Below are 24,873 nucleotides of genomic sequence, written 5' to 3'. Positions count from 1 at the left end.
CACGCAACACTGACTGATAGGAAATCGAGAAATGGCTGCTAAAGACGTCAAATTCGATACCGAAGCCCGCAACAAGATGTTGCGCGGCGTGAACATCCTCGCTGACGCGGTCAAGGTCACGCTCGGCCCCAAGGGCCGCAACGTCGTCCTCGACAAGTCGTTCGGCGCGCCGCGCATCACCAAGGACGGCGTTTCCGTCGCCAAGGAGATCGAGCTCGAGGACAAGTTCGAGAACATGGGCGCGCAGATGGTCAAGGAAGTGGCCAGCCGCACCAATGACGAAGCCGGCGACGGCACCACCACCGCCACCGTGCTGGCCCAGGCCATCGTCAAGGAAGGCACGAAATCCGTCGCCGCCGGAATGAACCCGATGGATCTCAAGCGCGGCATCGACCTGGCCACCGCCAAGGTCGTCGAGGCGATCAAATCCGCCGCCCGCGAAGTGTCCGACAGCGCCGAGGTCGCGCAGGTCGGCACCGTGTCCGCCAACGGCGAGGCCAGCATCGGCCAGATGATCGCGGACGCGATGCAGAAGGTCGGCAACGAGGGCGTCATCACCGTCGAGGAGAACAAGGGCCTCGAGACCGAGACCGACGTTGTCGAGGGGATGCAGTTCGACCGTGGTTACCTCAGCCCCTATTTCGTCACCAACCCCGACAAGATGGTGGCCGATCTCGAAGACTGCATGATCCTGCTCCACGAGAAGAAGCTGTCGTCGCTCCAGCCGATGGTTCCGCTGCTCGAGAGCGTGATCCAGTCGCAGAAGCCGCTGCTGATCATCGCCGAAGACGTAGAGGGCGAAGCCCTGGCCACGCTCGTGGTGAACAAGCTGCGCGGTGGCCTGAAGATCGCCGCCGTCAAGGCGCCGGGCTTTGGTGATCGCCGCAAGGCGATGCTGCAGGACATCGCGATCCTGACCGGCGGCCAGGTGATCTCCGAGGATCTCGGCATGAAGCTCGAGAATGTCACGATGGACATGCTCGGGTCGGCCAAGAAGGTCGAGATCACCAAGGACGAGACCACCATCGTCGATGGCGCGGGCGAGAAGGCCGAGATCGAATCGCGGGTCACCCAGATCCGCAACCAGATCGAGGAAACCACCAGCGACTACGACCGCGAGAAGCTGCAGGAACGTGTGGCCAAGCTCGCCGGGGGCGTCGCCGTGATCCGCGTCGGCGGCATGACCGAGGTCGAGGTGAAGGAACGCAAGGACCGCGTTGACGACGCGCTCAACGCGACCCGCGCGGCTGTTCAGGAAGGCATCGTCGTGGGCGGCGGCGTGGCGCTCGTTCAGGCGGGCAAGGTGCTCGAAGGGCTGACGGGCGACAACAACGATCAGACCGTGGGCATCGGCATCGTGCGCAAGGCGCTCGAAGCGCCGCTGCGCCAGATCGCCGAGAACGCGGGCGTCGACGGCTCGGTCGTGGCCGGCAAGATCCGCGAGAGCGACGACGCCAAGTTCGGCTTCAACGCCCAGACCGAGGAATACGGCGACCTGTTCAAGTTCGGCGTCATCGACCCGGCCAAGGTCGTGCGCCACGCGCTTCAGGACGCCGCCTCGATCGCCGGTCTGCTCATCACCACCGAAGCGATGGTGGCCGACAAGCCGCAGAAAGAGGGCGCAGGCGCCGGCGGCGGCATGCCCGACATGGGCGGCATGGGCGGCATGGGCGGCATGATGTAAGGTTCTCGCCCCGCGAAAACCGTTCAGGTCAAGGCGGCAGGCGTTTGGCGCAGCCAAATACCGAGAGCCTTGACCGCCCGGAACGCTCGATCAAGCATCACCAAGGGTCGCCTACGGGCGGCCCTTTCTCGTTTCCGTCGCTCCGGAAGAGTTTTCATGCCTCCGGCGGGGATATCTGCCGGCAAGAAGAAGGACCAGCCGCAAGGCTGTCCCGGCGCCGTCACCGCACCAGCGTTTCCAGCGCGTCGTAGGCGACATCGTCCGAGAAGGCGACGCGGGGCAGGCTGTCGGGCTTGAGACGCAGAGCGGCGAGTTCGGCGCGCGTGAACCAGCCGTGCCGGTTGACCACGCCCGCCGGGTCGCGCCAGCGCGGCGGAAGCGCGCCGCCTTGCATGTCGCAGCGGAAGAAGACCTCGACCTGGTGGAGCCCGCTGGCAGGCGCGTGAAATTCGTTGACGAGACAGGGCGCGCCCACGTTGACGCGCAGACCGATCTCCTCGCGCAATTCGCGCGCGAGGGTTTCGGCCAGCCCCTCATGCGGCTCGACCCCGCCGCCGGGGGCGCACCACAGGTCGCTCTGATCGCCCGGATAGGCATTGACGAGAAGCAGGCGGGAGTCCCTGACGATCACGGCGCGCACTGCAAGGCGAATGGGCATGGCGACCTCCGGTTAGACCTAGCGGTGAGGCGCATTTGCGCATATCTGCACCGGTATGAAAATCCTCTGCGTTCTCCTGGCCCTTGCGTGTCCCGGCGCGGCGCTTGCCGATTGCGTGATCCTGCTGCACGGGTTGGCGCGGACGGATGCGTCCTTCCTGGTCATGCAGGAGGTGCTCGAGGCCGAGGGGTATCGGGTGATCGCGCCCAGCTATCCCTCGACCGAGGCGCGGATCGACGTGCTTGCGAACGAGTCCCTGCCGCAAGCGGTTGCGGCCTGCGGGGACGCGCCGGTTCATTTCGTCACCCATTCGATGGGCGGCATCCTGTTGCGCGTGTGGCTCGAGAATAACAGGCCCGCGCGACTGGGGCGCGTGGTCATGCTGGCGCCCCCCAACCACGGCTCGGAAGTGGTGGACGAACTGGGCGGGCTGGAACTGTTCGAGTGGCTGAACGGGCCGGCGGGGATGCAGCTCGAAACCGGGCCGGACACATTGACCGAGAGCCTGCCGCCGGTTGATTTCCCGCTCGGGGTGATTGCTGGCACGCGCTCGCTCAATCCCTATTTCTCGTTCCTGATCAGGGGCGTGGATGACGGCAAGGTGTCGGTCGCCTCGACCAGGGTCGCTGGCATGGCCGATCACATCGCGCTGCCGGTGACGCATACATTCATGATGAACAGCCCGCTGGTGATCCACGAAGTGACCGCGTTCCTGCGTGACGGTCGATTCGATCACGAGATCGGTCTCGGCGACTTTTTCCCCGGCGGGGACGCGCCATGAGGCCGCTGCGGCTGACTGGGGCGCAGGTGCTTCTGCCCGACGGTCTGCACGAGACGCCTCTGGCGTTCGAAGGCGGCCTGATCGTCGCGGATGGGCAGGGTCGCGAAGTGGATCTGAGCGGTTTCCTGGTGCTGCCGGGCATCGTCGACATCCATGGCGACGGGTTCGAGCGGCACCTCGCGCCCCGGCGCGGCGCGATGAAGGACATGGACGGCGGGCTGATCGCCGCCGAGGCGGAGTTTGCCGCGAACGGGATCACGACCGCCGTTCTGGCGCAGTTCTACAGCTGGGAGGGCGGCATGCGCGGCCCCGATTTCGCGGTCCGCGTCTTCGGCGCGCTGGAGAGGGTGCGCGGCGCGACCGTCACCGACCTGCGCGCTCAGCTGCGGTTCGAGACGCCGATGCTCGACGCTTACGACGCGGTGCTCGACGTGATCGACGCACACCGAATCGGTTACGTGGCGTTCAGTGATCATTTGCCGCATGACGCGCTGGCGCGTGGCAAGCGACCGCCGCGCCTTAACGGGCAGGCGTTGCGGATCGGGCGCAGCCCCGAGCGCCATCTCGAAGCAATGCAGGCGATGCATGCGCGCATGCACGAGGTTCCGGCCGCCATTGAGCGGCTCACCGCCGCCTTGCGCGCGCGCGGCGTACTGATGGGCAGCCATGACGACCGGACCGCGGCCGAGCGCGCCGCGTGGCAGGCGCGGGGCGTCGCTGTGTGCGAGTTTCCCGAGACGCTGGAGGCGGCCGAGGCGGCGCGGGCGGCGGGCGGCGTGGTGGTCATGGGCGCGCCCAACGTGGTGCGGGGCGGGTCGCATAACGGCAACGTGAGCGCGCCGGACCTGGTCGCGATGGGGCTGGTCGATGCGATCGCGTCCGACTACCACTATCCTTCGTTGCGCGCGGCGGCGTACCTGCTGGCGGATGCAAGGCTTTGCGACCTGGCCGCGGCCTGGCGTCTTGTCTCGGGCGGGCCGGCGGCGGTGCTGGGCCTGCGCGATCGGGGCGCGCTGACGCCGGGCATGCGCGCTGATCTCGTGGTGCTCGACGCGGCCACGCGGCGGGTGGCGGCGACGCTGTGCGCGGGGCGGATCAGCTATGCCCGGGGTGAAGCGGCGGCGCGGTTCATGGGCTAGCGCCGAGCGTCGGGATCGGCGGCGCACCGCGCGGCGTTTTCATTGTCGCTTCCGATTCGGACCTTGTTTGGCTACACTCTGTTTCGAGGCAGCAAACAAAAGGGCGAGGGAATGCGAACGGCAATTCTGTGGGCAGCAGTCGCCGGACTGGCGATGTTGCAGGGCGCAAGCGTCACCGCGGCGGAACTCAGGACATCGCTGAGACCGCAGGTACGGCCTGTCGGTCTGCGCATCGTGACGCGGGACGAGACCGTCACCCGCGAGGCCATGCCGGTGGTGTCACTGCGCCCCGTGCTGCGTCCCACGCAGGCCGCAAAGCCGGCGGTCGTGCAGGTGTCGGCGGTGAATCCGGGCTTCGCCAACTGGATCCGCGGTTTCCGCGGCCGCGCCGGGGCGGCCGGCGTTCAGGGACGCGTGTTCGACGCGGCCTTCAGCGGCGTGCAATACGACCCGGGCGTGGTGAAGCTCGACCGCAACCAATCCGAGTTCACCAAGCAGATATGGGAATACCTCGACAGCGCGGTGTCGCCCACGCGGATCAGCAACGGCAAGCGCGAGCTGCGCCGCCATCGCCGCACGCTGGAAAGGATCGAGGCGCATTTCGGCGTCGAAAAGGAGGTCGTTACCGCGATCTGGGGCATGGAGAGCGCCTATGGCGCGCGGCGCGGCTCGCGTCCGCTGATCCAGAGCCTCGCGACGCTGGCCTATGACGGACGGCGCGGGCGGTTCTTCGAGAAACAGCTGATCGCGGCGCTCAAGATCGTGCAGGCGGGCGACGTGGCACCGCGCTTGATGACCGGGTCCTGGGCGGGGGCGATGGGGCATACACAGTTCATCCCGACCTCCTATCTCGCCTACGCGGTGGACTTCACCGGCGACGGAAGGCGCGATATCTGGTCGGATGACCCGACCGACGCGCTGGCCTCGACCGCGGCCTATCTCGCGCGGTTCGGCTGGAGGAAGGGCCAGCCCTGGGGCGTGGAGGTGATCCTGCCGCGCGGGTTTGATCCGGCGCGCGCTCGCCGGTCGCTCACGCAGGCGCCGTCCGCCTGGGCCGCCGAAGGCGTACGCGACATTCACGGCAGGCCGGTGCCGAATTACGGCGACGCCTCCATCTTGTTGCCGGCGGGAACGCAGGGCGCGGCCTTCATGATCTTCCACAATTTCAGCGTGATCGAGAAATACAACAAGGCCGACGCCTACGTGATCGGCGTCGGGCACCTGTCCGACCGGCTCAAGGGCGGGCCCGCCATCCAGGCGAACTGGCCGCGCCAGTACCAGTCGACCACCTCGCGCCAGAAGAAGGAAATCCAGCGTCATCTCAAGCGCCGGGGCTACGACGTGCAGGCCATCGACGGGCTGATCGGCCCCAAGACCATCACCGCGATCCGTGCATTCCAGAAATTGCGCGGCATGCCGCCGGACGGCTATCCGTCGCGGCAATTGCTGAAGGCGCTCAAGGGCGGCTGAAAGGTTACTGCGGGAATTCCGCTGCCGGCTCGCATTCGCCGCCGGCGAAGCAGCGGCGCACCGTTTCGCGCATGACGCGGTTGGGGTCGGCGAAGGCGTCGCCACCGCAGGGGTTGATGGACAGGCTGTAATCCCCGTTTTCCTTGCGCAGGAACCCGAGGTAGAGCGTGCCCGACTGCGGTTTGGCGCACCACGGCCCGGCGCATTGCACGTTGAGCGTCACGTCGCGCGCGAACGCGGTCACGAAACCCTCTGCGCTGAGCGTGTGGCCCTTGATCCGGGCGGGAATCTTGGTTTCCGGCGGGATGTTCTGTTGCTGCTCCATGTCGACCACGGGCAGGCGGCTTTCGTCGAAGGTGAGCGTGCCGAGCACGCCGACATAGACCTCTTCGGCGTCGTTCACCCGCTGGAAGGTCGCGGCGACGTCATGCGGCAGGCAGGACAGGGCGGACGCGGGGACGGGCGCGAGAAGAGAAAGGCACAAGAGGATGCGCGGGATCATGCGAGGCGCTCCTTGAATTCGGACAGCACGCGGGCGTAGACCTCACGTTTGAACGGGACGATATGTGCGACCAGGTCGTCGGGAGGTAACCAGCGCCATTCGGAAAACTCCGGATGCTCGGTGGCGAGGTCGATGCTATCGTCCGCGCCATTGAAACGCAGCAGGAACCACTTCTGTTCCTGCCCCCGATAGCGCCCCTTCCAGACCCGCGACACGAGGTCGTGCGGCAGGTCGTAGCGCAGCCAGCCGCGCGTTTCGGCCTCGACCGTCACGAGGTCGGCGGGTACGCCGGTTTCCTCGTGAAGTTCGCGCAGCGCGGCGCGGCGCGGATCCTCGCCCGGGTCCACCCCGCCCTGCGGCATCTGCCAGGCGGGGGCGTCATTATCGATGCGCTGCCCGACAAAGACATGCCCCCGCGGGTTGGCGAGCATCACGCCCACGCAGGGGCGATAGGGCAGGCGGGCGATTTCCTCGGGCGTCACATGGGCCTCCGTGGGCGGGCCGGGTCCGGTCCCCGGCCCGCGCCGCGCGTCAGTCCGATCCGTTCAACGTGCTCAGCCCCTTGAGGATATCGATGGCGTAGGCCAGTTGATAATCCTCCTCGCGCAGCTTCGCGACTTCCTCGGCGCGGACGCGATCCTCCTCGATGTGGCGGATCTCGTCCTCGGTCAGGCTGTCATTGTCGAGCCGACCGCGCAGGTCCGCCTCCGAGCGCAGGAGCGGGTTCTTGTTGGTTTCCTCTTCCTCCTCTTCCGAACGGTTGCGGCGCGGCTGTTTCACCAGAATGTCCGGAGAGACCCCCAGCGCCTGGATCGAGCGGCCCGAGGGCGTGTAGTAGCGCGACGTGGTGAGGCGCATGGCGCCGTCCCCGCGCAGCGGCATGACCGTCTGCACCGAGCCCTTGCCGAAGCTCTTGGTGCCGACGACCACAGCGCGGTGGTGATCCTGCAACGCGCCGGCGACAATTTCGGACGCCGAAGCCGAGCCGCCGTTGATCAGCACGACCATCGGCTTGCCGTCGGCAAGGTCGCCGGGCGTCGCGTTGAAACGCTCGCCATCGGCGGGGTTGCGGCCGCGGGTCGAGACGATCTCGCCCTTGTCGAGGAATGCGTCTGAGACCTTGATCGCCTGGGTCAGCAGCCCGCCGGGGTTGTTGCGCAAATCGACGACGATGCCGTCGATCGCGTCGATGCCGCCGGCCTCCTCGATCTGTTTTTCCAGCCCTTCCTTGAGGTTCGGGAAGGTCTGGTCGTTGAAGGTGGTGACGCGCAGAACAACGGTGTTCTGTTCGGTGCGCGCGCGCACCGCCGTCAGCTTGATCGTATCGCGGATGATCGAAAGCTCGAACGGTTCCGCCTCGCCTTCGCGCACGACGGTGATGACGATTTCGGAGCCGACCGGCCCCCGCATCATCTCGACCGCCTGGTCGAGCGTAAGGCCGAGCACGCTTTCGCCGTCGACATGTGTGATGAAATCGCCGGCCTCGACGCCGGCTTCGTCCGCCGGGGTGCCGTCGATGGGCGAGACGACCTTGACGAAGCCCTCTTCCTGCGTGACCTCGATGCCCAGCCCGCCGAATTCGCCGCGGGTCTGTTCCTGCATCTCCCTCGCGTCATCGGGGCTGAGATAGGACGAATGCGGATCGAGCGAGGTCAGCATGCCGTTGATCGCCGCCTCGATCAGGTCGGCCTCGTCCACTTCCTCGACATATTGCGCGCGGATGCGCTCAAAGATGTCGCCGAACAGGTCGAGCTGCTCATAGACGTTGGTGTTGCGCGTCGCCTCCTGCGCGATCAGGGGCGCGGCGACCTGCGTGGTCACGACCAGCCCCGCCAGCGTTCCCGCCGCGGCGGCCATCACGAATTTCCTCATGTCTCAATCATCCTTGTCTGTCCTGAACCACTGTGCCGGATCGACGGGCGTATTATCCTGCCTGACCTCTATATATAGAGTTTGGGTCCAATCGGAACCGGGGTCTTGCAGACGGGCGGGAACAATTCCGTCATCATCGGGCTCTAGCCCCCCCATCAGCCCCACCGGGCTGCCCGCGGGCAGGACTTCGCCCGTTTCGCCAAAGGTCGTCTCCATCCCCGCCAGCACGATCAGCAGGCCCGATCGCGGCTCGAGGATGGCCACGTCGCCGTAATCGAGCAGCGGACCGCGATAGCGCAGCGTGGCGGCGGCGGGCGCCGTCACCAGCGCGCGGGGCGGGGCGGCGACCAGGATGCCGGGGCGCTTGATGCCCGCCGCGTCGGCCTCGCCCGCGCCGCGCAGAAGGCGGCCCTGCACCGGCAGCGGCAGCGATCCCTTGGCCAGTTCCGCCGCGGGCCCGGGCGCGCCGGTCGGGTCGGCAGCGATCTGGCTCAACCCGCTGGCGAACCCGTCAAGCGATTCGGTTGAGGCGATCAGCAGCGCGGTCTTCACCGGATCCTCGGTGAAGCGGCGGGGCAGGTCGGTGCGGTCTGCGATCGCCTGGCTGAGCGCCGCGCGCGCGGCCTGAGCTCCCCTGAGCCCGTCCTCGAGGCGGTTCGCCGCGCTGTCCTGGAGCGCGCGCAGAACGACGAGATCGTCAAGCTTGGCCCGCAGCTTCACCACGCGCGCGTTCAGCCCCGGCGTCACGTCGGCGAGGATCATGCCCGAGCGCGCGGCGCCCACCGGCCCGGTGGGATGGAGCATCGTCACCGGCGCGGGGGTGTGGCTCATCGATTGGAGCACGCCGAGGAGCTGCGCGATCTCCTCCTCGCGCGCGGCGAGGTCGCGTTCGAGCGCCTGCTGGCGCACGGCGGCGCGGCGCAGCCCCTCGCGCATCGCCTGCAAGCCCGCCTCGTAGGCGCGCACCGTTTGCGTCAGCGCCTTCACACGGTCGCGCGCTGCGGACGCATCGTCTAGCGCGCGGGTCGCTTCCTCCAGCATGCGCGCGGCGGCCTCGGCCTCGGCGGCGGGGCCGTCCTGCGCCTGCGTCGCGCCGGCGAGCGCGAGCGCGAACAGCAAGGCGACGAGGCGTTTCATGTCAGCAGGCTCCGCCCAGTCATCTCGGGCGGTTGGGACAAGCCCATCAGTTCCAGCAGCGTCGGCGCGAGATCGGCGAGCCGTCCGTCGCGCAAGCCCGCCCCGTCGGGGCCGCCGGTGAGGATCACCGGCACCGGGTTGGTGGTGTGCGCGGTGTGCGGCGCGCCGGTCGCGGGGTCGACCATAACCTCGCAATTGCCGTGATCCGCCGTGACGATCATCGCGCCGCCGACTTCGCGCAGCACAGTGATCGCGCGGCCCAGCCCGGCATCGACCGCCTCGCAGGCTTTGATCGCCGCGGCGAGGTCGCCGGTATGTCCCACCATGTCCGGGTTCGCATAGTTCACGACGATCAGATCGTATCGTTTCCCGATGGCGCCGACCAGGTGATCGCTGACCTCTTCGGCGGACATTTCCGGGGCGAGGTCATAGGTCGCGACCTTGGGCGAGGTGGCCATGTAGCGGTCCTCACCCTGCTCGGGGGCTTCCTTGCCGCCGTTCAGGAAGAAGGTGACATGCGGGTATTTTTCGGTCTCGGCGATGTGAAACTGCGTGCGCCCGTGCCGCGCGACCCAGGCGGAAAGCGTGTTGATGGGCGCCTCGTCGGGAAAGATGCAGTCCATGTAGGTCGAATGCCGGCGCGAATACTCGGTGAAGCCGCTGACGATGGCGAATTTCGGGCGCGCGCCGGTCTCGAAATCGTCGAAGTCCGGGTCGGCGAAGGCCGCCAGAAGCTGGCGCGCGCGGTCGGCGCGAAAGTTGAGGCAGAGGATGCCGTCGCCGTCCTTCATGCCGGCATAGCCGCCGAGCACGCGGGGCTTGATGAACTCGTCCGTGCGCCCCTTGCCGTAGGCCACGTCGATGGCCTCCCCGGCGGTGTCGGCTGTATAGCCGCGCCCCTGCGCCAGCGCCTCGTAGGCGAACTTGACCCGCTCCCAGCGATTGTCGCGGTCCATCGCGTAGTAGCGCCCCGACACGGTGGCGATGAAGGCGCCGACGGGCAGGGCGGCGCGCAGTTCCTCAAGATAGGTCTTGGCCGAAACCTGCGCCACGTCGCGCCCGTCGGTGAAGGCGTGGATCGCCACCCGCAGCCCTTGCGCGGTGAGCGCGCGGGCGGTCGCGATCATGTGGTCGAGGTGGCTGTGAACGCCCCCGTCCGACAGCACCCCCAACAGGTGCGCCGTGCCGCCGGAGGCGCGCAGCGTCTCGGCGAAGTGCAAGATGCCCGGCAGGCGCGCGAATGTCCCGGTCTCGATGGCGCGGTCGATGCGGCGCAGGTCCATCTCGACCACCCGGCCGGCGCCGATGTTCATGTGCCCGACCTCGGAATTGCCCATCTGCCCGGTCGGCAGGCCCACGTCGGGCCCGTGCGTGACCAGCCGCGCATTCGGGCATTCCGCCATCAGCGCGTCGAAATGCGGCGTATGCGCGAGATGCGGCGCGTTGGCCTCGGTGCGCTCCGAGAGGCCCCATCCGTCGAGGATGCACAGGACCACCGGTCTTGGCGTGCTCATGGGTCGTCTGCTCCTGCCCCGGTTGTTGCCGCCTTACTAGGGGACAACGCGGACGGGGAAAACTCTGTTTGCGATAACGCGCTAATTCGTGATGATTTCCGGCCCCATCAGCATGTTGGGCAGGTAGGTGGACAGCCACGGGATGTAGGTCACCATGATGAGGAAGATGAAGAGCACGCCGAGGAACGGCAGCGCCGCGCGCACCACCCCCATCATCGGCATCCCCGCGACCCCCGATGTCACGAAGAGATTGAGCCCCACCGGCGGCGTGATCATTCCGATTTCCATGTTGACCACCATGATGACGCCCAGGTGAATCGGGTCGATCCCCAGTTCGATGGCGATGGGAAAGACCAGCGGCGCGACGATCACCAAAAGGCCCGAGGGCTCCATGAACTGCCCGCCGATCAGCAGGATCACGTTGACGGCGATGAGGAACATCACCGGCCCGAACCCCGCGTCCAGCATCGAGCGGGCGACCATCTGCGGAATCTGCTCCTCGGTCAGCACGTGTTTCAGGATGAGCGCGTTGGCGATCACGAACATCAGCGTGACCGTGAGCTTGCCCGCCTCGAAAAGCGTGCGCCGCGTGTCGCGGTGAAAGAACGCAGTGACGAGCGCATGCGGCGCGCGCAGCAGTGAGCGGCGCGGGCTGTCGCCATGCGCGGCCAGCGGCCCCATGTCGCGGTAGATGAAACATGCGACGATGAAGGCATAGACCGACGCCACCGCCGCCGCCTCGGTCGGGGTGAAGAACGCGCCGGTGAGGCCGGGGATGCCGTAGATTCCGACCATGATGACCACGATGAGCAACAACCCCCAGAGCGCATCGCGGAAGGATGCGGCGATCTCGCGCCAGCCGCGCCATTCGCCGGCCGGCATGCCCTTGATCCGGGCCAGCACGTAGATCGCCACCATCAGCATCAGCCCGGCGAGGATGCCAGGAATGACCCCGGCGAGGAACATGCGGCCCACGGACACCTCGACCGCGGCCGCATAGACGACCATGACGATGGAGGGCGGGATCAGGATGCCCAGCGTGCCGGCGTTGCAGATCACGCCGGCGGCGAACTCGCGGGTATAGCCCGCCTGCCGCATCGCCGCGATCACGATCGAGCCGATCGCCACCACGGTTGCCGGAGACGACCCCGACAGCGCCGCGAACATCATGCAGGCGAACACGCCCGAGATCGCGAGCCCGCCGCGCAGATGCCCCACGCAGGCGATGGAAAACCGGATGATCCGTTGCGCCACGCCGCCCGTGGACATGAACGAACTGGCGAGGATGAAGAACGGGATGGCGAGCAGGGTGTAATGCCCCTCGAACGCCTGGAAGAGCGTCTGCGCCACCGAGGCCAGCGTCGTGTCCGAGAACCACAGCAGAAACAGGATAGACGACATGCCCAGCGACACGGCGATGGGCACGCCGATCATCAAGAGGCCGATGATCAGCAGGAAAAGCAGGAGGACCGCCATCAGGCGCCCTCTGCGCGCTGTTCGCGCACGTTGTCGAGTTCGTCCTCGACCTCATGGCTGGCGACGACGCGGTCGATCCTGCCGGTCCAGAGCCGGACGGCGGCCTGGATGAAGCGATAGAGCAGCAGCGCCATCGACAGCGGCAGCACCGCGTAGGGTATCAGGCGGGGCAGCTTGTTGTAGGATTCGCCTTCGTTGAAGGCATCGCTCATCCAGTTGAGGAAGGCGGGAAGCGGCACGTCGTTCACCTCGTACCAGCCCTTGTCGAGGAACTTGTCCTCGAACCCGGCCGGGAACCAGCGCCCGGTGGTGGCCGGCAGGTTGGCGAAATTGGCCCAGTAGTCCCACGCTCCCTTGAGCAGCAGGAACGAGAACGCGATGCAGACCGAGACCGAGATCAACCCGAGGACGCGCCGCGCGGGCGGCGAGACCATGTCGATGATCACGTCAACGCCCAGATGCGCCCCCTTCTTGACCGCGTAGGACGCGCCCAGCAGCACCAGCCAGCCAAACAGGAACACGGTCAGTTCGAGCCCCCACAGCAGGTTCGAGTTGAAGCCCTTGCGCAGCACCACGTTGGCGAAGGTGATCAGCGTCATCGCGCCCAGCAGGAACGCGATCAGGTTCTCCTCGATCCTGTCGACCAGGGTTTCGCCCGGTTTCGGATGCATCTTGTCGTCCCCTCCCGAAGTCGCGCCCCCGCCGCGCGCGATGGCGGGGGCGGCGGGGGTCCGGTTTCCCGCCGGGCCCCTTTTCGTCACGCGGTTACAGACCCGCGTTGATTTCCTGCGCGGCGTCGATGTTCTCCTGCCCGACGTCCTCGGCGAACTGCTCCCAGACGGGTTTCATCGCGTCGACCCATTCCTGGCGCTGCTCGGGCGTCAGCTCGCGCACCTCGCCGCCGGCGTCGATGATCGCCTGGCGCGCGGCCTGGTTGACCTCGTAGGATTCGGCGTTGCGCGTCTTGGTCACCTCTTCGAGGATGGTCAGGAACTGCTCGCGCACGTCCTCGTCCAGGCTGTCGAGCCACTCGGTCGAGGTCACGACCATGTAGTCGATCACGCCGTGGTTGGTTTCGGTGATTCCGTCCTGCACCTCGAAGAACTTCTTACCGTAGATGTTGGACCAGGTGTTCTCCTGCCCGTCCACGACGCCTTGTTGCAGCGCGCCGTAAACCTCGGAGAAGGCCATCTTCTGCGGGATGCCGCCGATCGCCTCCATCTGCGCCACGAGTACGTCCGAAGATTGCACGCGGAAGCGCAGCCCCTCGGCGTCCGACGGCACGAGCAGCGGTTTGTTCGCCGACATCTGCTTCATCCCGTTATGCCAGAACGCCAGCCCCTGAAGGCCGCGGCGCTGCATCGTGTCCTTCATCGCCTGCCCCGCCTCCGAGTTCTGGAACGCGTCCACGGCATCGATGTTCTTGAACATGAACGGCAGATCGAACATGCGGTATTTCTTGGTGAAGGCCTCGAACTTGGACAGCGAGGGCGCGGCAAGCTGCACATCGCCCTGCAACAGCGCCTCGAGCACCTTGTTGTCGTCATAAAGCGTCGAGTTGGGGAAGACCTCCATGCAGGCCTTGCCGTCCATTTCCTCGTTCACGCGCTCCGACAGCAGCGAGGCGGCAATCCCCTTGGGGTGTTTGTCGGTGTTGGTGACGTGGCTGAACTTGATGACGACCTCGCCGTCGTCGCAGGCGGCGGTGGCGGCGCCGGTCATCGCGCCGAGGGCCAGAGCGGCGATTGCGGCCGCGGTTGCGAATTTCATGATCTATCCTCCCAGGGTTCGATCGGTTTTCATCAGAGCGGTGCGCCGGTGCGGCGCGCTCGAACCCGAGCAGACACCGTGTTGGGCCATATCGCAAGCAAAAGCTGGGTTGCGGCGTTTTGGCCGCGTAGCGGGACGCCGGAAAACAGCGGGTTGCGTCATGACCTGCGGTCATGGGGTCGACGCCGGCTCTAGGCGTTTATCGGATGAATTCGTCACGCTCCGGGTCGGTGAAGCGCGAAGAGGTCCGGCCATCCACATGTCGTGAGCGTCTCGCATCAAGCCTGCAACCGGAATCAATCGCGGGACGCCTTGTCAGCGGCGCCGCAACGTATCGCCGTAGCTGATCGTCGGTTCAAGCGCGACGCGCACCGGCGAGGGGTCGCCCGCATCCGTTATCCGCGCCGCGATGATCTCCGCCGCGCGGTGTCCGATCTCGTGCCGGCACGCGTCCATCGTCGCCAGTTCGCGCGGCAACCCCTTGAGCAGGTTCAGCCCGTTGAACCCGGCAAGCCCGATCTCGTCGGGGATGCTTGCCTTCTGTTCGAGCAGCCACAGCAGCCCGCCCGCGCCGATCATGTCGTTGGAGTAATAGATGAAATCCAGCTCGGGATCGCGCGCCAGGATGGTTTGCGTCATCTCGCGCCCCTTCACCAGCGCCGAGCCGCCCTCGTAGAATTCCTGGTCCGCGATCTCGACCCCGCCCTTGGCCAGCGCCTCGGTGAACCCCTCGAAACGTTTGCGCGCCCGGTGATCGCGCGGCATCTTGGTGCCGAGGAACCCGATCCGCTCATACCCGGCGCGCAGGATCGCCCGCGCCATCTGCTCGCCCGCGCGGCGGTGCGAGATCCCCACCACCGAGTCGATCGGCGTGCCGTCCACGTCCATGATCTCGACCACCGGAATCCCGCTCGCGCGCAGCATGGCGCGCGAGGCGTCGGAATGTTCGAGCCCGGCGATGATCACCCCCGAGGGCCGCCATGACAGCATTTCGTAGAGAACTTTCGCTTCCTTTTCGGAACTGTAGCCGGTCACGCCCACGACCGGCTGCAACCCGGTGTCGTCAAGCGCGGCGTTGATCCCGGTCATCACCTCGGGGAAGACGAGGTTGGACAGCGACGGGATGATCACCGCCACGAGGTTCACCCGCGACGAGGCGAGCGCACCCGCGATCTTGTTGGGCACGTACCCCAGCGCCTTGGCCGTGCTCAGCACCTTTTCGCGGGTCGCGTCGGAGACGTCGCCGCGGTTGCGCAGCACGCGGCTCACCGTCATCTCGGACACGCCCGAGGCCTCGGAGACGTCGCGCAGGGTCAGCGGGCGTTTTTCATGGGATGTCATGGCGCTCGGCAATCGCAAGAGAGATCGCCCGATGCTAGCCGAACCTCCGCGCCCGGCGCAAGCCGTAGCGGCGCGGACCGGCGCGCTCAGTTTTTTGCCGCCTCCGGCGGTTCGCACGCGTGACAAGCGCGGAGCGCCCCGCTAAGACCCCCCGCAGCGGCCCCGTGGCTCAACTGGATAGAGCAGCCCCCTCCTAAGGGGCAGGTTGCAGGTTCGAATCCTGCCGGGGTCGCCAGAACCACCGTCCGCCAACGAGGCATAAAAGCGCGCATAGTGTCAACTTGGCGTGATGATTGCGGATCCGGGACGATCCGCCGCTCCTGATTCTCCTGCGCCTTCAAGGCGCAAGGCGAACCCGAGAAAAGTTCCATTCTTCAATAAAAAATATTACCGCAGAAGCGGTTGAACCTCCGGCGCGCTTTTGTTTGTCTACGGCCGAACTCGTCGCGGACAGCCTGACACGGCTGTTTCCGCGCGAAGTTGCGGGCTGCTCATCCCATGGGCAGGCCGCAGGAAGACGAAGATCAAGAGGAGACGACGTCATGAAAAAGTATCTACTCGGAACCGCGCTGGCGCTGATGCTTCCCGCCGCCGCGATGGCCGCGGACGATTGCGGCGAGGTGTCGATGGCTGAAATGAACTGGGCCTCGGCCAAGATCGACGTGGCGGTCGCCAAGTTCCTGCTGGAGCAGGGCTATGGCTGCGACGTCAAGGTCGTGCCGTCGGACACCACGCCGGCCGTGACCTCGCTTGCGGAAAACAACGAGCCGGACATCGTGCCGGAAATGTGGCCGAACTCGGCCGGCGACGTCTATACCAAGCTGAAAAAGAGCGGCAAGATCGTCGAACTGACCAGCATCCTCGATCCCGGCGGGGTCGAAGGCTGGTGGATCCCCGCCTACCTGGCCGAAGAACACCCCGAGTTGAAGACCATTCAGGGCGTGCTCGAACATCCCGAATTGGTCGGCGGCCGGTTCAACAACTGCCCCGACGGCTGGGGCTGCCGCATCGCCAGCGACAACCTGGCGCGCGCCTTTGACCTCGAGGGGCACGACATCAGCGTGTTCAACCACGGTTCGGGCGAAACGCTGGCGACCTCGATGGCCTCGGCCTACGAGAACGAGGAGCCGTGGTTCGGCTACTACTGGGGGCCGACGACCCCGCTGGGCAAGTATGACATGGTCAGCGTGGATCTCGGGCCGTTCGACGAGGAAGCCCACGCGGCCAACCAGAACCCGAACACCCCCGATCCCAAGCCGTCGGCCTTTCCGACCGCTCCGATCCTGACGATCGCGACCAAGGATTTCGTCGACTCCCACCCCGAAGAGGCGGAATTCATGTCGAAACTGTCCTTCAAGACCGACGAGATGAGCAGCCTTCTGGCCTGGATGGACGAGAACAACGCCACGGCCGAGGAAGCAGCGGCCCACTACCTTCAGAACAACAAGGATACGTGGAAAACCTGGCTGAACGACGACGCCAAGGAGAACCTGTCGAAGCTGCTGAAGTAACGCGGCTTCGAACGGGGCGGCGCCAAGGGGCGCCGCCCTTCACCTTGGTCGATACAGTGACGAAAGCGTTTCGTTCAGGGGGCGAAGCGCTTTCGTGATTATCGACATGAAGGGAGCGGCGGCGCGATTTGCGCGTCGGCAGAACAATGACGCGATGCGCGCGTCAACGGACAAGAGGCCGCCCGGCCCGGGAAGGATTTGATGGCGACATACGATTTTCTGTTTGACAGTCTCGGCTTGCGCGAATGGTGCGGTGACGAAGGCGGCGGCATCACCTCAATGGCCGACCTGATGAGCGAGGCCACCGGCGAAGAGCAGGTCGTCTCGGCCTGGGACACGCCGTTTCCGTCGCTCGACGCGCTGCACGACGCCTGCGCCGCGATCCCGCAATCGCGCGACGTGACGCTGGGGCTGGAGAATGGATTCCTCGACATCAAGGACAGTCTCAAGGTGGTGGTCGACCCGATCACGCAACCGCTGAGCTGGGCGCTGGAGAACGCGCTCTGGCTAATGCAATCCGTGCCGTGGTGGATCATGATCCCGGCCTTGATGCTGATCGTCTATCTCGTCGGGCGCTCGTTCAAGCTGGTCGGGCTGGTCGCGGCGGCGTTCGGTTTCCTCGCCTTCATCGACTATTACGACTACACGATGCAGACGCTCGCGATCATCTTCGTCTGCGCGGTGATATGCGTGGTGCTGGGGGTGCCCATAGGCATCGCCATGTCGCGCAGCGACAGGGTGCAGCGCGCGATCATACCGATCCTCGACATGCTGCAAACGCTGCCGCCCTTCGTCTATCTGATCCCGCTGATCTTCCTCTTTTCGGTGACCGAGCCCAAGCTATATGGCATCGCCATCATCCTCTACGCCATCGTGCCGGTGGTGCGGCTGACGGATCTTGGCATCCGGCTGGTGGACAAGGACGTGATCGAGGCGGCCGACGCCTTCGGCATGACCAAGCGGCAGAAGCTCTACGGGGTGCAGATCCCGCTGGCGCTGCCCAACATCATGGCCGGCGTCAACCAGACCATCATGATGAGCCTCGCCATGGTCGTCATCGCCTCGCTCGTCTCGGCGCCGGGGCTGGGCGTGCTGGTGCTGCGCGGCATCCGCAACCTTGAACTGGGGGTCGGCCTGCTCTCGGGTCTCGGGATCGTGCTGCTGGCCATCATCCTCGACAGGGTGACCAAGGCCGCGCTGGCGCGCATCAACGCGCAGCAGAAAAGCTGAAGGAGGCGAGCATGGTTGACGAGAACACCCCCAAGATCTCGGTCCGCGGCCTCTACAAGATCTTTGGCGACGCCCCGGGATCGGTGCTGGACCTGGTCAGGGACGGCATCGGCAAGGCCGAATTGCAGGCCGAGACGGGGCATGTCCTTGGCCTCAACGACATCAATGTCGACATGCCGCGCGGCAAGACGACCGTGATCATGGGGCTTTCGGGCTCGGGCAAGTCGACGCTCATCCGTCACCTCAACCGCCTGATCGAACCGACGGCGGGCGAAGTCTGGGTCGATGGCGAGAACATACTGGAATACAGGCAGGGAAAACTGCGCGAGTTGCGCCAGAAGCGCATGTCGATGGTGTTCCAGAAATTCGCGCTGCTCCCGCACCGCACGGTGCTCGAGAACGCCGGGCTGGCGCCGGCGGTCAGCGGCAAGAGCCGCCGGCAATACGCGGAGGAAGCGACCAAGTGGCTGGACCGCGTCGGGCTGGAAGGGCAGGGGGGACAATACCCCGCGCAACTTTCGGGCGGGATGCAGCAGCGCGTCGGCATCGCCCGCGCGCTGACCAGCAATTCCGACATCATGCTGATGGACGAGGCGTTCTCGGCGCTTGATCCGCTCATCCGTACGGACATGCAGAACCTGCTGATCGATCTTCAGGAGGAGTTGCAGAAAACGGTGGTCTTCATCACCCACGATCTCGACGAGGCGCTGAAGCTGGCCGATCACCTGGTGATCCTGAAGGACGGCTATGTCGTTCAGCAGGGAGAGCCGCAGGAGATCCTGCTCAATCCCAACGATCCCTATATCGAGGATTTTGTCGCCGACATCAACCGCGCCCGCGTGCTGCGCGTCCGATCGGTCATGGAAGAGACGCGGGATGATCCGGGGGAAGTGGCCGGAGAGGTCGACCATGACGACACGCTGGAATCCGTGATCGCGAAATCCGGCGGCGACACGACCAAACGCTACCGGGTCACCGAGGACGGCCGGCTGGTGGGCGTCTTGCACATGCGCGCCCTGGTGCGCGCGCTGGTTCCCTCGTCCCGCGATGATGCGCCGGCAATGGCGGACGCCTGAGCGGCGGCCAGCCGCGGCGACGAGCAGGGCGAGCTTCTGGGTCGCGCGTTGGCGGGGCGCGGCGTTCTCGGCTTTGGGGGGCGAGGCGCGGAAAACCGGCCATGCCGCGCGCTCAGCCCTGCTCGTCGGCGCCCTGCTTCATCGCCGACAGCATCAGCATGAGCGCGTCGGACTGATTGCGGGTCTGGACCGCGCCGATCGCGAGGTCGATCAGCACCTCGGGCGCGTCGTTGAGCGCGCGGACGTCCGCCGCGCTCATCCCCGGCGACAGCCGGCAGGCCACGTCGGTGTGGAACCTGTCGTTGAGATAGTGCGCCCAATCGCTGATGCGCGCATCTTGCGCGCCGGTCAGCACGTCGCGCACGGCGTCGCCCATCGCGGGGTCAGCATCCTCGCAAGCCTGCGCGGCTCTGGCGATCAGTAGCGCGGCGGCGGCCGCCCTCATCAGCTGTTTCATTCCTCGATCTCCTCTTGGGGCGCGTCATCGGGCGGCACGTCGGCGCGCACCTGCGCGAGATAGCGGGCAAAGCAATCTTCGGCCACGCCGTGCGATTGCACGATCTTGGAATAATAGGGCGTCGCGATCCGGCTGAGGAATCCCGCCCTTTCCATGTTCTCGATCACCCGGCGGCCGGTCTCCGGCGAAAACAGCATGATCGTCAGCCGCTGGATATCCGCCTGGTCGAGCCCCGGCGTGTCCGACAGCAGGTTGGCCTTGGCCTTGTGGATCTGGATCATGCTGAACATCCCCCGCTTCAGACGCGGAACCTCGAGCCCCATCAGCCTGCGCCGCTCCGGCCCATCGATCAGATCCTGCAACTGGTCGTTATGGGTCAGGATGTAGCGTTCCAGTCGCGCGGGATGCGCGATCAGGTCGAATGCGCGCAGCAGGAACAGGAATTCGGTCAGCACAAAGACGTTCTCGCTGCGCAGGGTCTGAAGCAGTCCGGGATCGCTGTCAGTGGAGGCGCGGCAAAGATTGTTGTGGAATTCCGTCTTGGCCCGTCGCAAACTCTCAAGCGTCGTGATGTCGGTGGCGAAGCTCATCGTCATGGCTCTCATCTAGAGGGAGGCGGCACGGTTTGAAAATGCCTGCCAGAAATTAGTTGGGCGCCTATTAATCAGTCAAGCCCACCATGATTGAGTGGCAAGCGGACCTCGCCTATCTTTCCTTTTGACGACGGCGGATGGATCGCGACAAAGGAGCAAGAGAATGTTCAATCCCCTCAGAATGACGGCAATCGCCGCATTGTTGGCCACGGCCGGTCTGGCGCAGGCCGACAGCGCGGCGCTCGACGGGTTTCGCGCGCTGAGCGCGGTCGAGGTGAGCGAGGCCAAGATGAGCGCGGTGATGAAGCCCGTGGACGTCGCCGACGCGGCGAGCGCGGCCAAGGGCGTGCTGCGCCCCGGCGACCGGATCGCGTTCGAGATCAGCGGCGTCAAAGGGACCAAGGTATATATCCTGAACATGGACGCGACCGGGACGATCCAGATGATCTATCCCAACAAGTTCGTTGAGGACGGCGGCGCGGCGCAGGCGCAGGACGTGATGACGGTGCCCGCCGAGGGCGCGAATTACGAATTCGAAGTCAGCGGCGACGGCGGCAGCGAGATCGTCAAGGTCATCGCGGTGGAGGGCGACAGCATGGCGTTCGATGCGCTGATCGCCTCGCTTTTCGATCAGGAGAAGGCTTTTCCGCGCGCGCTGCAACCAGCGGCCAAGACCACCGACGCGCTGACGGCGTTCTTTGAGGCGACGGGAGACGCGAAAATCCGCGACCCGACGCTTGAATACGTGATCGCGCAATAGGCGGCGCGATGCGGGGAGGGAACGACATGGCTGGTAAGGCGGCGCTCGGGGTGCTGGCGGCGGCGGTCGCCGCGCTTGTGGCGGTGGGGCCGTCAGCTGCGCGGGACGCCTGCGGCGCGCTGCCGGAGGTCCTGGGCGAGTCGGCGGACAGCGCGCAGATCAGATGCGCCCTGACGCGCGCGCGAGAGGCGTCACAGACGCGGGCCATCACCATCAACGAGGTCAAGCCGGCGGTCGAAGCGGCGCCCTTCGCGATCGAGTTCGAGTTCGGCAGCGCGCGCGTGACGCCCCGCTCGGCGGAACTGCTCGCCAGGGTGGCGGGGGTGATCGCCGCCGACGACGCCCTGCGCGGCGCGGCCTATTTCATCGACGGGCATACAGACGCCGTCGGATCGGACGCCGCGAACGAGGAACTGGGCCGCGCCCGCGCGGCCGCCGCCGCGGCCCACCTGCTGAGCGCCGTCGACTTCGCCCTTGTCGTCAAGGTCCGCAGCTTTGGCGAAAGGCAGTTGCTGGACGCCGAGAACCCGAATTCCGCCCGCAACCGCCGGGTCGAGATCACCCCCGTCGCATTGGAGTAGATGCATGTCGAACCTGAATGGACCCCGATCGCGGATCGTTCCCGGACTGCGGATCGGTCTGAGCGCCCTCACCGCCGTCGCTCTCATGAGTTGCACTGAGACGACGCCATGGGCCGGCGCGGCCAAGCCGAAACCCGCGGAACAGGCAACTGCGCCCGAACCGGCGCCTGCGCCCGCCCGCACAGCAGCCGTCCCCAAGCCAAAGCCACGCCCGACCATGACCCGCAAAGCACCGCCGAACCCTGCGCCCCGCGACCTCGCGCTCAGCGTGACCTATCTCGTCCGGCTGATGGTTCCGCCGGGCAGCGAGCTGAGCGTGCGCGCCGAGGGCGCCGACGGCGCGTCATCCGTCAAGACAATCGAGACCGCGGGCGGCCCGCCCTATGCTCTCGAACTTCCGGTCAGCGGCGACAAGTCCGCCTATCCGATGACAGTGAACGCGACCCTGAATTCGCTTGTCGGGCACACGCTCACGGGTGCGGTCACGCTTGATGCGCCGCCGGGCGACGCCCCGGTCGAGATCGTTCTCGCCCCCGCATCCGAGTAAGGAAAAGTTCGACATGAAAAAGAATTTTCTCAAATCCATTTGCGCCGCCGCGATCGCCTGCGCGCCCTTTGCCGCCAGCGCCGCCTGCATCGACGCCTTCATGACCGGCCTTGACGAATACGAGAAAGGCGCCGCCACCTCCAAGCCCAGCTTTCGCGTGAACGAGTTGCTGGTGCTATGCTTCACGCCCAACCAGTCGGGTTTCGTGTCGGTGTTCGACGCACCGATCAAAGGGGATTTCCAGCAGCTTTACCCCAACGTGCTGACCCATCCCGATGGCGAAACCTACGCCCCGGTCAAGGCCGGCCAACAGTATTGCTTTGGCGGGCGCGACAGTTTCCCGCTCTACCATCCGCCGGAAGAGGGGATCGGCGTCGGCAAGGTCTCGATCACGCTGACCAGCAAGGAGGAATATCAGCTTGACGAGGACGACTACGCCATTCCCGGGCAGAGGGTGAGCCAGTCAAAGATGAACCTGCATCTCAGCAACCACCAGAGATCACGGGAAAAATGTTCCGCGCGCGATGTCACCTACATCGAATACCGCATCACGAATTGAGTTGGAGATTTCCATGAAAACCATGTTCAGCAGGTTCCTGGCCTCTGCCGCGCTCTGCCTTGGCGTGGTCGGCGAGGTCGGCGCACAGACGCAGATGGAGTGCGTCGATCCCAAGTCCGACCAGCCGACGCTGCGCATCGTCAACGGCGACCGCGCCAAGGCAAGCGACTGGCCCTTCATCGTCGCGCTCTATCACACGGGGGCGAAGGCGCAGTATTGCGGCGGTTCGCTCATCAGTCAGGACTGGGTGCTGACGGCGGCGCATTGCTGGGGTGACGGCAACGATCCCGCGCAAAGCGTCGTGGCCCGCGCGGCGCGCGACGGCACGCTTGACCCCGAGGCCCGCGGCATCGCCAAGCTGATCGTGCATCCCGGCTACGATGCGCAGGACGCCAATCTGCACGACGTTGCGCTGCTGAAACTGTCGAGCCCGTTCGACATTCCCAACAGCCAGCTCGCCATCCTGCCGACGAAGAAGGTCGAGGCCAAGCTCGCCCCGACGCGCACCTGTTCCGAGGTTGCGGGGTGGGGGGCGCTCGAATTCGGGGCCGGGTCCGGGTCGAAATACCTGATGTCGGTGAATGTCCGGCAATTACCGACCGAAGTGTGCCAGAAGGGATATCAGGGCATCCGTCCCGGCAACGGCCCGCATCTTTGCGCCGGCTACGAAGAGGGCGGCAAGGACAGCTGCCAGGGTGACAGCGGCGGACCGCTCATCGTGCGCGACGGGCCGACCGGCTACCTCCAGGTCGGCGTGGTGAGTTTTGGCCGGGGCTGCGCCTGGGAGGGCTTCCCCGGCGTCTATGCGCGCACCTCGGATCACCGCGACTGGATTTTCCAGACAGTCGAAGCCAACTGACGCGATGCGGGGCCCGCGCACATACCTGCGCGCCTGCGCGATGGCGGCGGCGGCCCTCGCCGCCGCCCCGGCCGCGGCAAGCTGCGCCGGCCCGTTCCAGTTTCCGGTGGAAGACCTCGAGGCAAGCGTCGTGCGCCAGATCCTCGTCACCACCAGGGACGAGATCGAGCGGTTCTTCGATTTCCGATTCGACGCCTTCTGCATGGATGAAGAGGAATACGGCGCCTATTACGACATCAGGGGCAACACGCTTGTCGTCGGGGTGCAGTTCTTTCTCGACGTGGCCAATCCGCCGGGCAACATCAACCGCGCCATCGGCGTGATCGCGCACGAAGCCGCGCATGCGTTCCAGACCAAGCATGGCCTGCTCGACATGCTGGTGGAGACTAACCCACACCGGGTCAAGTGCATAGAATTGCACGCGGATTTTCTCGCAGGCGGCTATATGGGCTGGCGGGCGCGGCTTTACGACGTCGACGTGACCAACCTGACCGAAATGTTCTACGATCTCGGGGACCAGCAGATGCAGGCGGATGGTCATCACGGATTGGGGGCCGAACGGTTCCTGTCGTTCCGGCAGGGTTTCCAGACGGTGACGGACAACGAAATTACACTTTCAAGCATGGGGATTGCATATGTTTCACAAGCGAAATGCGATTGACGCGGGGCGCGCGACGGCCCTCGCGCTGATCATGGGGATGGGGATCGCCGCCGCGCCCGCCGCGGCCCAGCAACTGAAGATGAACATCGGCTGCCCGACGCTCGGCAGCGCGGATATCGGCAACTACACCATCGATGAGCTGAACAAGCTCTGCCACAACAACAGCGGCTCGGCCTCCACCGGCGGCAGCGGATCGACCTCGGCGCAGGACGAGCTGATGGCCTCGGCCGAGGGCGGCGCGGCGCTCAGCTGCGGGCAGCACAAGGCGCTCGCGTTCAAGGCGCGGCTCAACCCCGGCTTCGTGGAGGGAGAAGCCTCGCAATCGGTGGTCGACAAGTATTGCCAGGGCAAGCCCGACGACGCGCTGCCGGACGAGAGCTACACCGGCGGCGATCAGGTCGCGGGCGCGTTCCGCTTCGAGCGCGGCTACAACAACCATTATTCCGGCGCCAAGGGCCGCATCTGCAAAAGCTACTACTCGGGCGACGCCTATCTCGACAACGGTCGGATCCAGTTCACGTCGGGCGGGCACACCTGGCGCGGCACGATCAGCTCGAACTCCTACATCTCGGTCACGCGCGACGGGGTGACGCCGCGGCCCAAGAACCCGACCTCGATCACCGGCCCGATGTTCAATGCCGAGCTCTATAACGGCTATTGCGGCTACGGCTTCTTCCGTCTTTCAGCACAGTAGG

The 24,873-nt window shown here is 66.0% G+C and carries 26 protein-coding genes and 1 tRNA gene; 15 read left to right on the top strand and 12 right to left on the bottom strand.

Features of this window, described 5'->3' with window-relative positions; genetic code table 11:
• The first annotated feature begins 31 nt into the window (after window positions 1–31).
• Window positions 32–1,684, top strand: coding sequence for a chaperonin GroEL (gene groL / locus D6850_RS11645; protein ID WP_121167103.1), 1,653 nt, complete (start codon window positions 32–34; stop codon window positions 1,682–1,684).
• 220 nt (window positions 1,685–1,904) lie between these two features.
• Here groL and D6850_RS11640 read toward each other — a convergent pair whose 3' ends face one another.
• The gene (locus tag D6850_RS11640; protein WP_121167101.1) at window positions 1,905–2,342 is read right to left on the bottom strand and encodes an NUDIX domain-containing protein; all 438 of its coding nucleotides are present in this window, start codon (window positions 2,340–2,342) and stop codon (window positions 1,905–1,907) included.
• A 55-nt stretch (window positions 2,343–2,397) separates the two neighbouring features.
• On the opposite strand from D6850_RS11640, the gene D6850_RS11635 reads away from it, so the two are divergent.
• From D6850_RS11635 to D6850_RS11625, 3 genes are all read left to right on the top strand, one after another.
• Complete coding sequence (locus tag D6850_RS11635) at window positions 2,398–3,123, top strand: esterase/lipase family protein (protein WP_121167099.1); 726 nt, start codon at window positions 2,398–2,400, stop codon at window positions 3,121–3,123.
• A complete protein-coding gene (locus tag D6850_RS11630; protein ID WP_121167097.1) occupies window positions 3,120–4,262 on the top strand; it encodes an alpha-D-ribose 1-methylphosphonate 5-triphosphate diphosphatase in 1,143 nt (380 codons plus the stop codon). The genes D6850_RS11635 and D6850_RS11630 overlap by 4 nt, the downstream gene beginning before the upstream one ends.
• Before the next feature lie 111 nt (window positions 4,263–4,373).
• Window positions 4,374–5,732, top strand: coding sequence for a lytic murein transglycosylase (locus D6850_RS11625; protein ID WP_121167095.1), 1,359 nt, complete (start codon window positions 4,374–4,376; stop codon window positions 5,730–5,732).
• A gap of 4 nt (window positions 5,733–5,736) precedes the next feature.
• On the opposite strand, the gene D6850_RS11620 is transcribed toward D6850_RS11625, so the two are convergent.
• The 9 genes from D6850_RS11620 to D6850_RS11580 form a co-directional block, all read right to left on the bottom strand.
• A complete protein-coding gene (locus D6850_RS11620; RefSeq protein WP_121167093.1) occupies window positions 5,737–6,234 on the bottom strand; it encodes a hypothetical protein in 498 nt (165 codons plus the stop codon).
• Window positions 6,231–6,716 (bottom strand): RNA pyrophosphohydrolase, encoded by a 486-nt coding sequence (locus D6850_RS11615; protein WP_121167091.1) that lies wholly within the window; start codon window positions 6,714–6,716, stop codon window positions 6,231–6,233. Before D6850_RS11615 ends, D6850_RS11620 begins: the two co-directional genes overlap by 4 nt.
• Window positions 6,717–6,765: 49 nt before the next feature.
• Window positions 6,766–8,106 (bottom strand): S41 family peptidase, encoded by a 1,341-nt coding sequence (locus tag D6850_RS11610; protein WP_121167089.1) that lies wholly within the window; start codon window positions 8,104–8,106, stop codon window positions 6,766–6,768.
• A gap of 3 nt (window positions 8,107–8,109) precedes the next feature.
• Window positions 8,110–9,243, bottom strand: a complete 1,134-nt coding sequence (locus tag D6850_RS11605; protein WP_121167087.1) for a murein hydrolase activator EnvC family protein — start codon at window positions 9,241–9,243, stop codon at window positions 8,110–8,112.
• On the bottom strand, window positions 9,240–10,757 hold the full coding sequence (gene gpmI, locus D6850_RS11600) for a 2,3-bisphosphoglycerate-independent phosphoglycerate mutase (protein WP_121167085.1): 1,518 nt from the start codon (window positions 10,755–10,757) through the stop codon (window positions 9,240–9,242). The genes D6850_RS11605 and gpmI overlap by 4 nt, the downstream gene beginning before the upstream one ends.
• A gap of 81 nt (window positions 10,758–10,838) precedes the next feature.
• Window positions 10,839–12,233 carry a TRAP transporter large permease gene (locus D6850_RS11595; protein ID WP_121167083.1) on the bottom strand — a complete coding sequence of 465 codons (1,395 nt, stop codon included), beginning with the start codon at window positions 12,231–12,233 and terminating at the stop codon, window positions 10,839–10,841.
• Window positions 12,233–12,904 (bottom strand): TRAP transporter small permease, encoded by a 672-nt coding sequence (locus D6850_RS11590; protein ID WP_121167824.1) that lies wholly within the window; start codon window positions 12,902–12,904, stop codon window positions 12,233–12,235. The genes D6850_RS11595 and D6850_RS11590 overlap by 1 nt, the downstream gene beginning before the upstream one ends.
• Before the next feature lie 94 nt (window positions 12,905–12,998).
• Window positions 12,999–14,003, bottom strand: coding sequence for a DctP family TRAP transporter solute-binding subunit (locus D6850_RS11585; protein WP_121167081.1), 1,005 nt, complete (start codon window positions 14,001–14,003; stop codon window positions 12,999–13,001).
• A 315-nt stretch (window positions 14,004–14,318) separates the two neighbouring features.
• On the bottom strand, window positions 14,319–15,344 hold the full coding sequence (locus tag D6850_RS11580) for a LacI family DNA-binding transcriptional regulator (RefSeq protein ID WP_121167079.1): 1,026 nt from the start codon (window positions 15,342–15,344) through the stop codon (window positions 14,319–14,321).
• Between the two features lie 158 nt (window positions 15,345–15,502).
• Here D6850_RS11580 and D6850_RS11575 point away from each other — a divergent pair.
• The 4 genes from D6850_RS11575 (at window position 15,503) to D6850_RS11560 (ending at window position 19,161) form a co-directional block, all read left to right on the top strand.
• Window positions 15,503–15,579, top strand: a tRNA-Arg gene (locus D6850_RS11575).
• A gap of 307 nt (window positions 15,580–15,886) precedes the next feature.
• On the top strand, window positions 15,887–16,855 hold the full coding sequence (locus D6850_RS11570; protein ID WP_121167077.1) for an ABC transporter substrate-binding protein: 969 nt from the start codon (window positions 15,887–15,889) through the stop codon (window positions 16,853–16,855).
• A gap of 201 nt (window positions 16,856–17,056) precedes the next feature.
• Window positions 17,057–18,085, top strand: coding sequence for an ABC transporter permease (locus D6850_RS11565; protein ID WP_121167075.1), 1,029 nt, complete (start codon window positions 17,057–17,059; stop codon window positions 18,083–18,085).
• An 11-nt stretch (window positions 18,086–18,096) separates the two neighbouring features.
• The gene (locus D6850_RS11560) at window positions 18,097–19,161 is read left to right on the top strand and encodes a quaternary amine ABC transporter ATP-binding protein (protein WP_121167073.1); all 1,065 of its coding nucleotides are present in this window, start codon (window positions 18,097–18,099) and stop codon (window positions 19,159–19,161) included.
• Between the two features lie 112 nt (window positions 19,162–19,273).
• Here the strand turns inward: D6850_RS11560 and D6850_RS11555 are convergent, their stop codons facing one another.
• Together D6850_RS11555 and D6850_RS11550 are read right to left on the bottom strand one after the other, a co-directional pair.
• Window positions 19,274–19,618 carry a hypothetical protein gene (locus tag D6850_RS11555; RefSeq protein ID WP_121167071.1) on the bottom strand — a complete coding sequence of 115 codons (345 nt, stop codon included), beginning with the start codon at window positions 19,616–19,618 and terminating at the stop codon, window positions 19,274–19,276.
• The gene (locus tag D6850_RS11550; RefSeq protein ID WP_121167069.1) at window positions 19,615–20,214 is read right to left on the bottom strand and encodes a hypothetical protein; all 600 of its coding nucleotides are present in this window, start codon (window positions 20,212–20,214) and stop codon (window positions 19,615–19,617) included. Before D6850_RS11550 ends, D6850_RS11555 begins: the two co-directional genes overlap by 4 nt.
• A 160-nt stretch (window positions 20,215–20,374) precedes the next feature.
• Between D6850_RS11550 and D6850_RS11545 the strand changes: the two genes are divergently transcribed.
• The 7 genes from D6850_RS11545 (at window position 20,375) to D6850_RS11515 (ending at window position 24,872) form a co-directional block, all read left to right on the top strand.
• On the top strand, window positions 20,375–20,971 hold the full coding sequence (locus D6850_RS11545) for a DUF4384 domain-containing protein (protein ID WP_121167067.1): 597 nt from the start codon (window positions 20,375–20,377) through the stop codon (window positions 20,969–20,971).
• 26 nt (window positions 20,972–20,997) lie between these two features.
• Window positions 20,998–21,552, top strand: coding sequence for an OmpA family protein (locus tag D6850_RS11540; RefSeq protein ID WP_121167065.1), 555 nt, complete (start codon window positions 20,998–21,000; stop codon window positions 21,550–21,552).
• A 217-nt stretch (window positions 21,553–21,769) separates the two neighbouring features.
• Complete coding sequence (locus tag D6850_RS11535; RefSeq protein WP_121167063.1) at window positions 21,770–22,099, top strand: hypothetical protein; 330 nt, start codon at window positions 21,770–21,772, stop codon at window positions 22,097–22,099.
• 13 nt (window positions 22,100–22,112) lie between these two features.
• Window positions 22,113–22,658 (top strand): hypothetical protein, encoded by a 546-nt coding sequence (locus tag D6850_RS11530; RefSeq protein ID WP_121167061.1) that lies wholly within the window; start codon window positions 22,113–22,115, stop codon window positions 22,656–22,658.
• Between the two features lie 13 nt (window positions 22,659–22,671).
• A complete protein-coding gene (locus D6850_RS11525; RefSeq protein ID WP_166434058.1) occupies window positions 22,672–23,517 on the top strand; it encodes a S1 family serine peptidase in 846 nt (281 codons plus the stop codon).
• 4 nt (window positions 23,518–23,521) lie between these two features.
• Complete coding sequence (locus tag D6850_RS11520) at window positions 23,522–24,178, top strand: hypothetical protein (RefSeq protein ID WP_121167057.1); 657 nt, start codon at window positions 23,522–23,524, stop codon at window positions 24,176–24,178.
• Complete coding sequence (locus tag D6850_RS11515; protein WP_121167055.1) at window positions 24,153–24,872, top strand: hypothetical protein; 720 nt, start codon at window positions 24,153–24,155, stop codon at window positions 24,870–24,872. The genes D6850_RS11520 and D6850_RS11515 overlap by 26 nt, the downstream gene beginning before the upstream one ends.
• The last annotated feature ends 1 nt before the right edge of the window (window position 24,873 follow it).

The sequence above is a fragment of the Roseovarius spongiae genome (assembly GCF_003651245.1).
Lineage (GTDB): Bacteria > Pseudomonadota > Alphaproteobacteria > Rhodobacterales > Rhodobacteraceae > Roseovarius > Roseovarius spongiae.
This window is presented reverse-complemented; position numbering and strand designations above follow the sequence as displayed.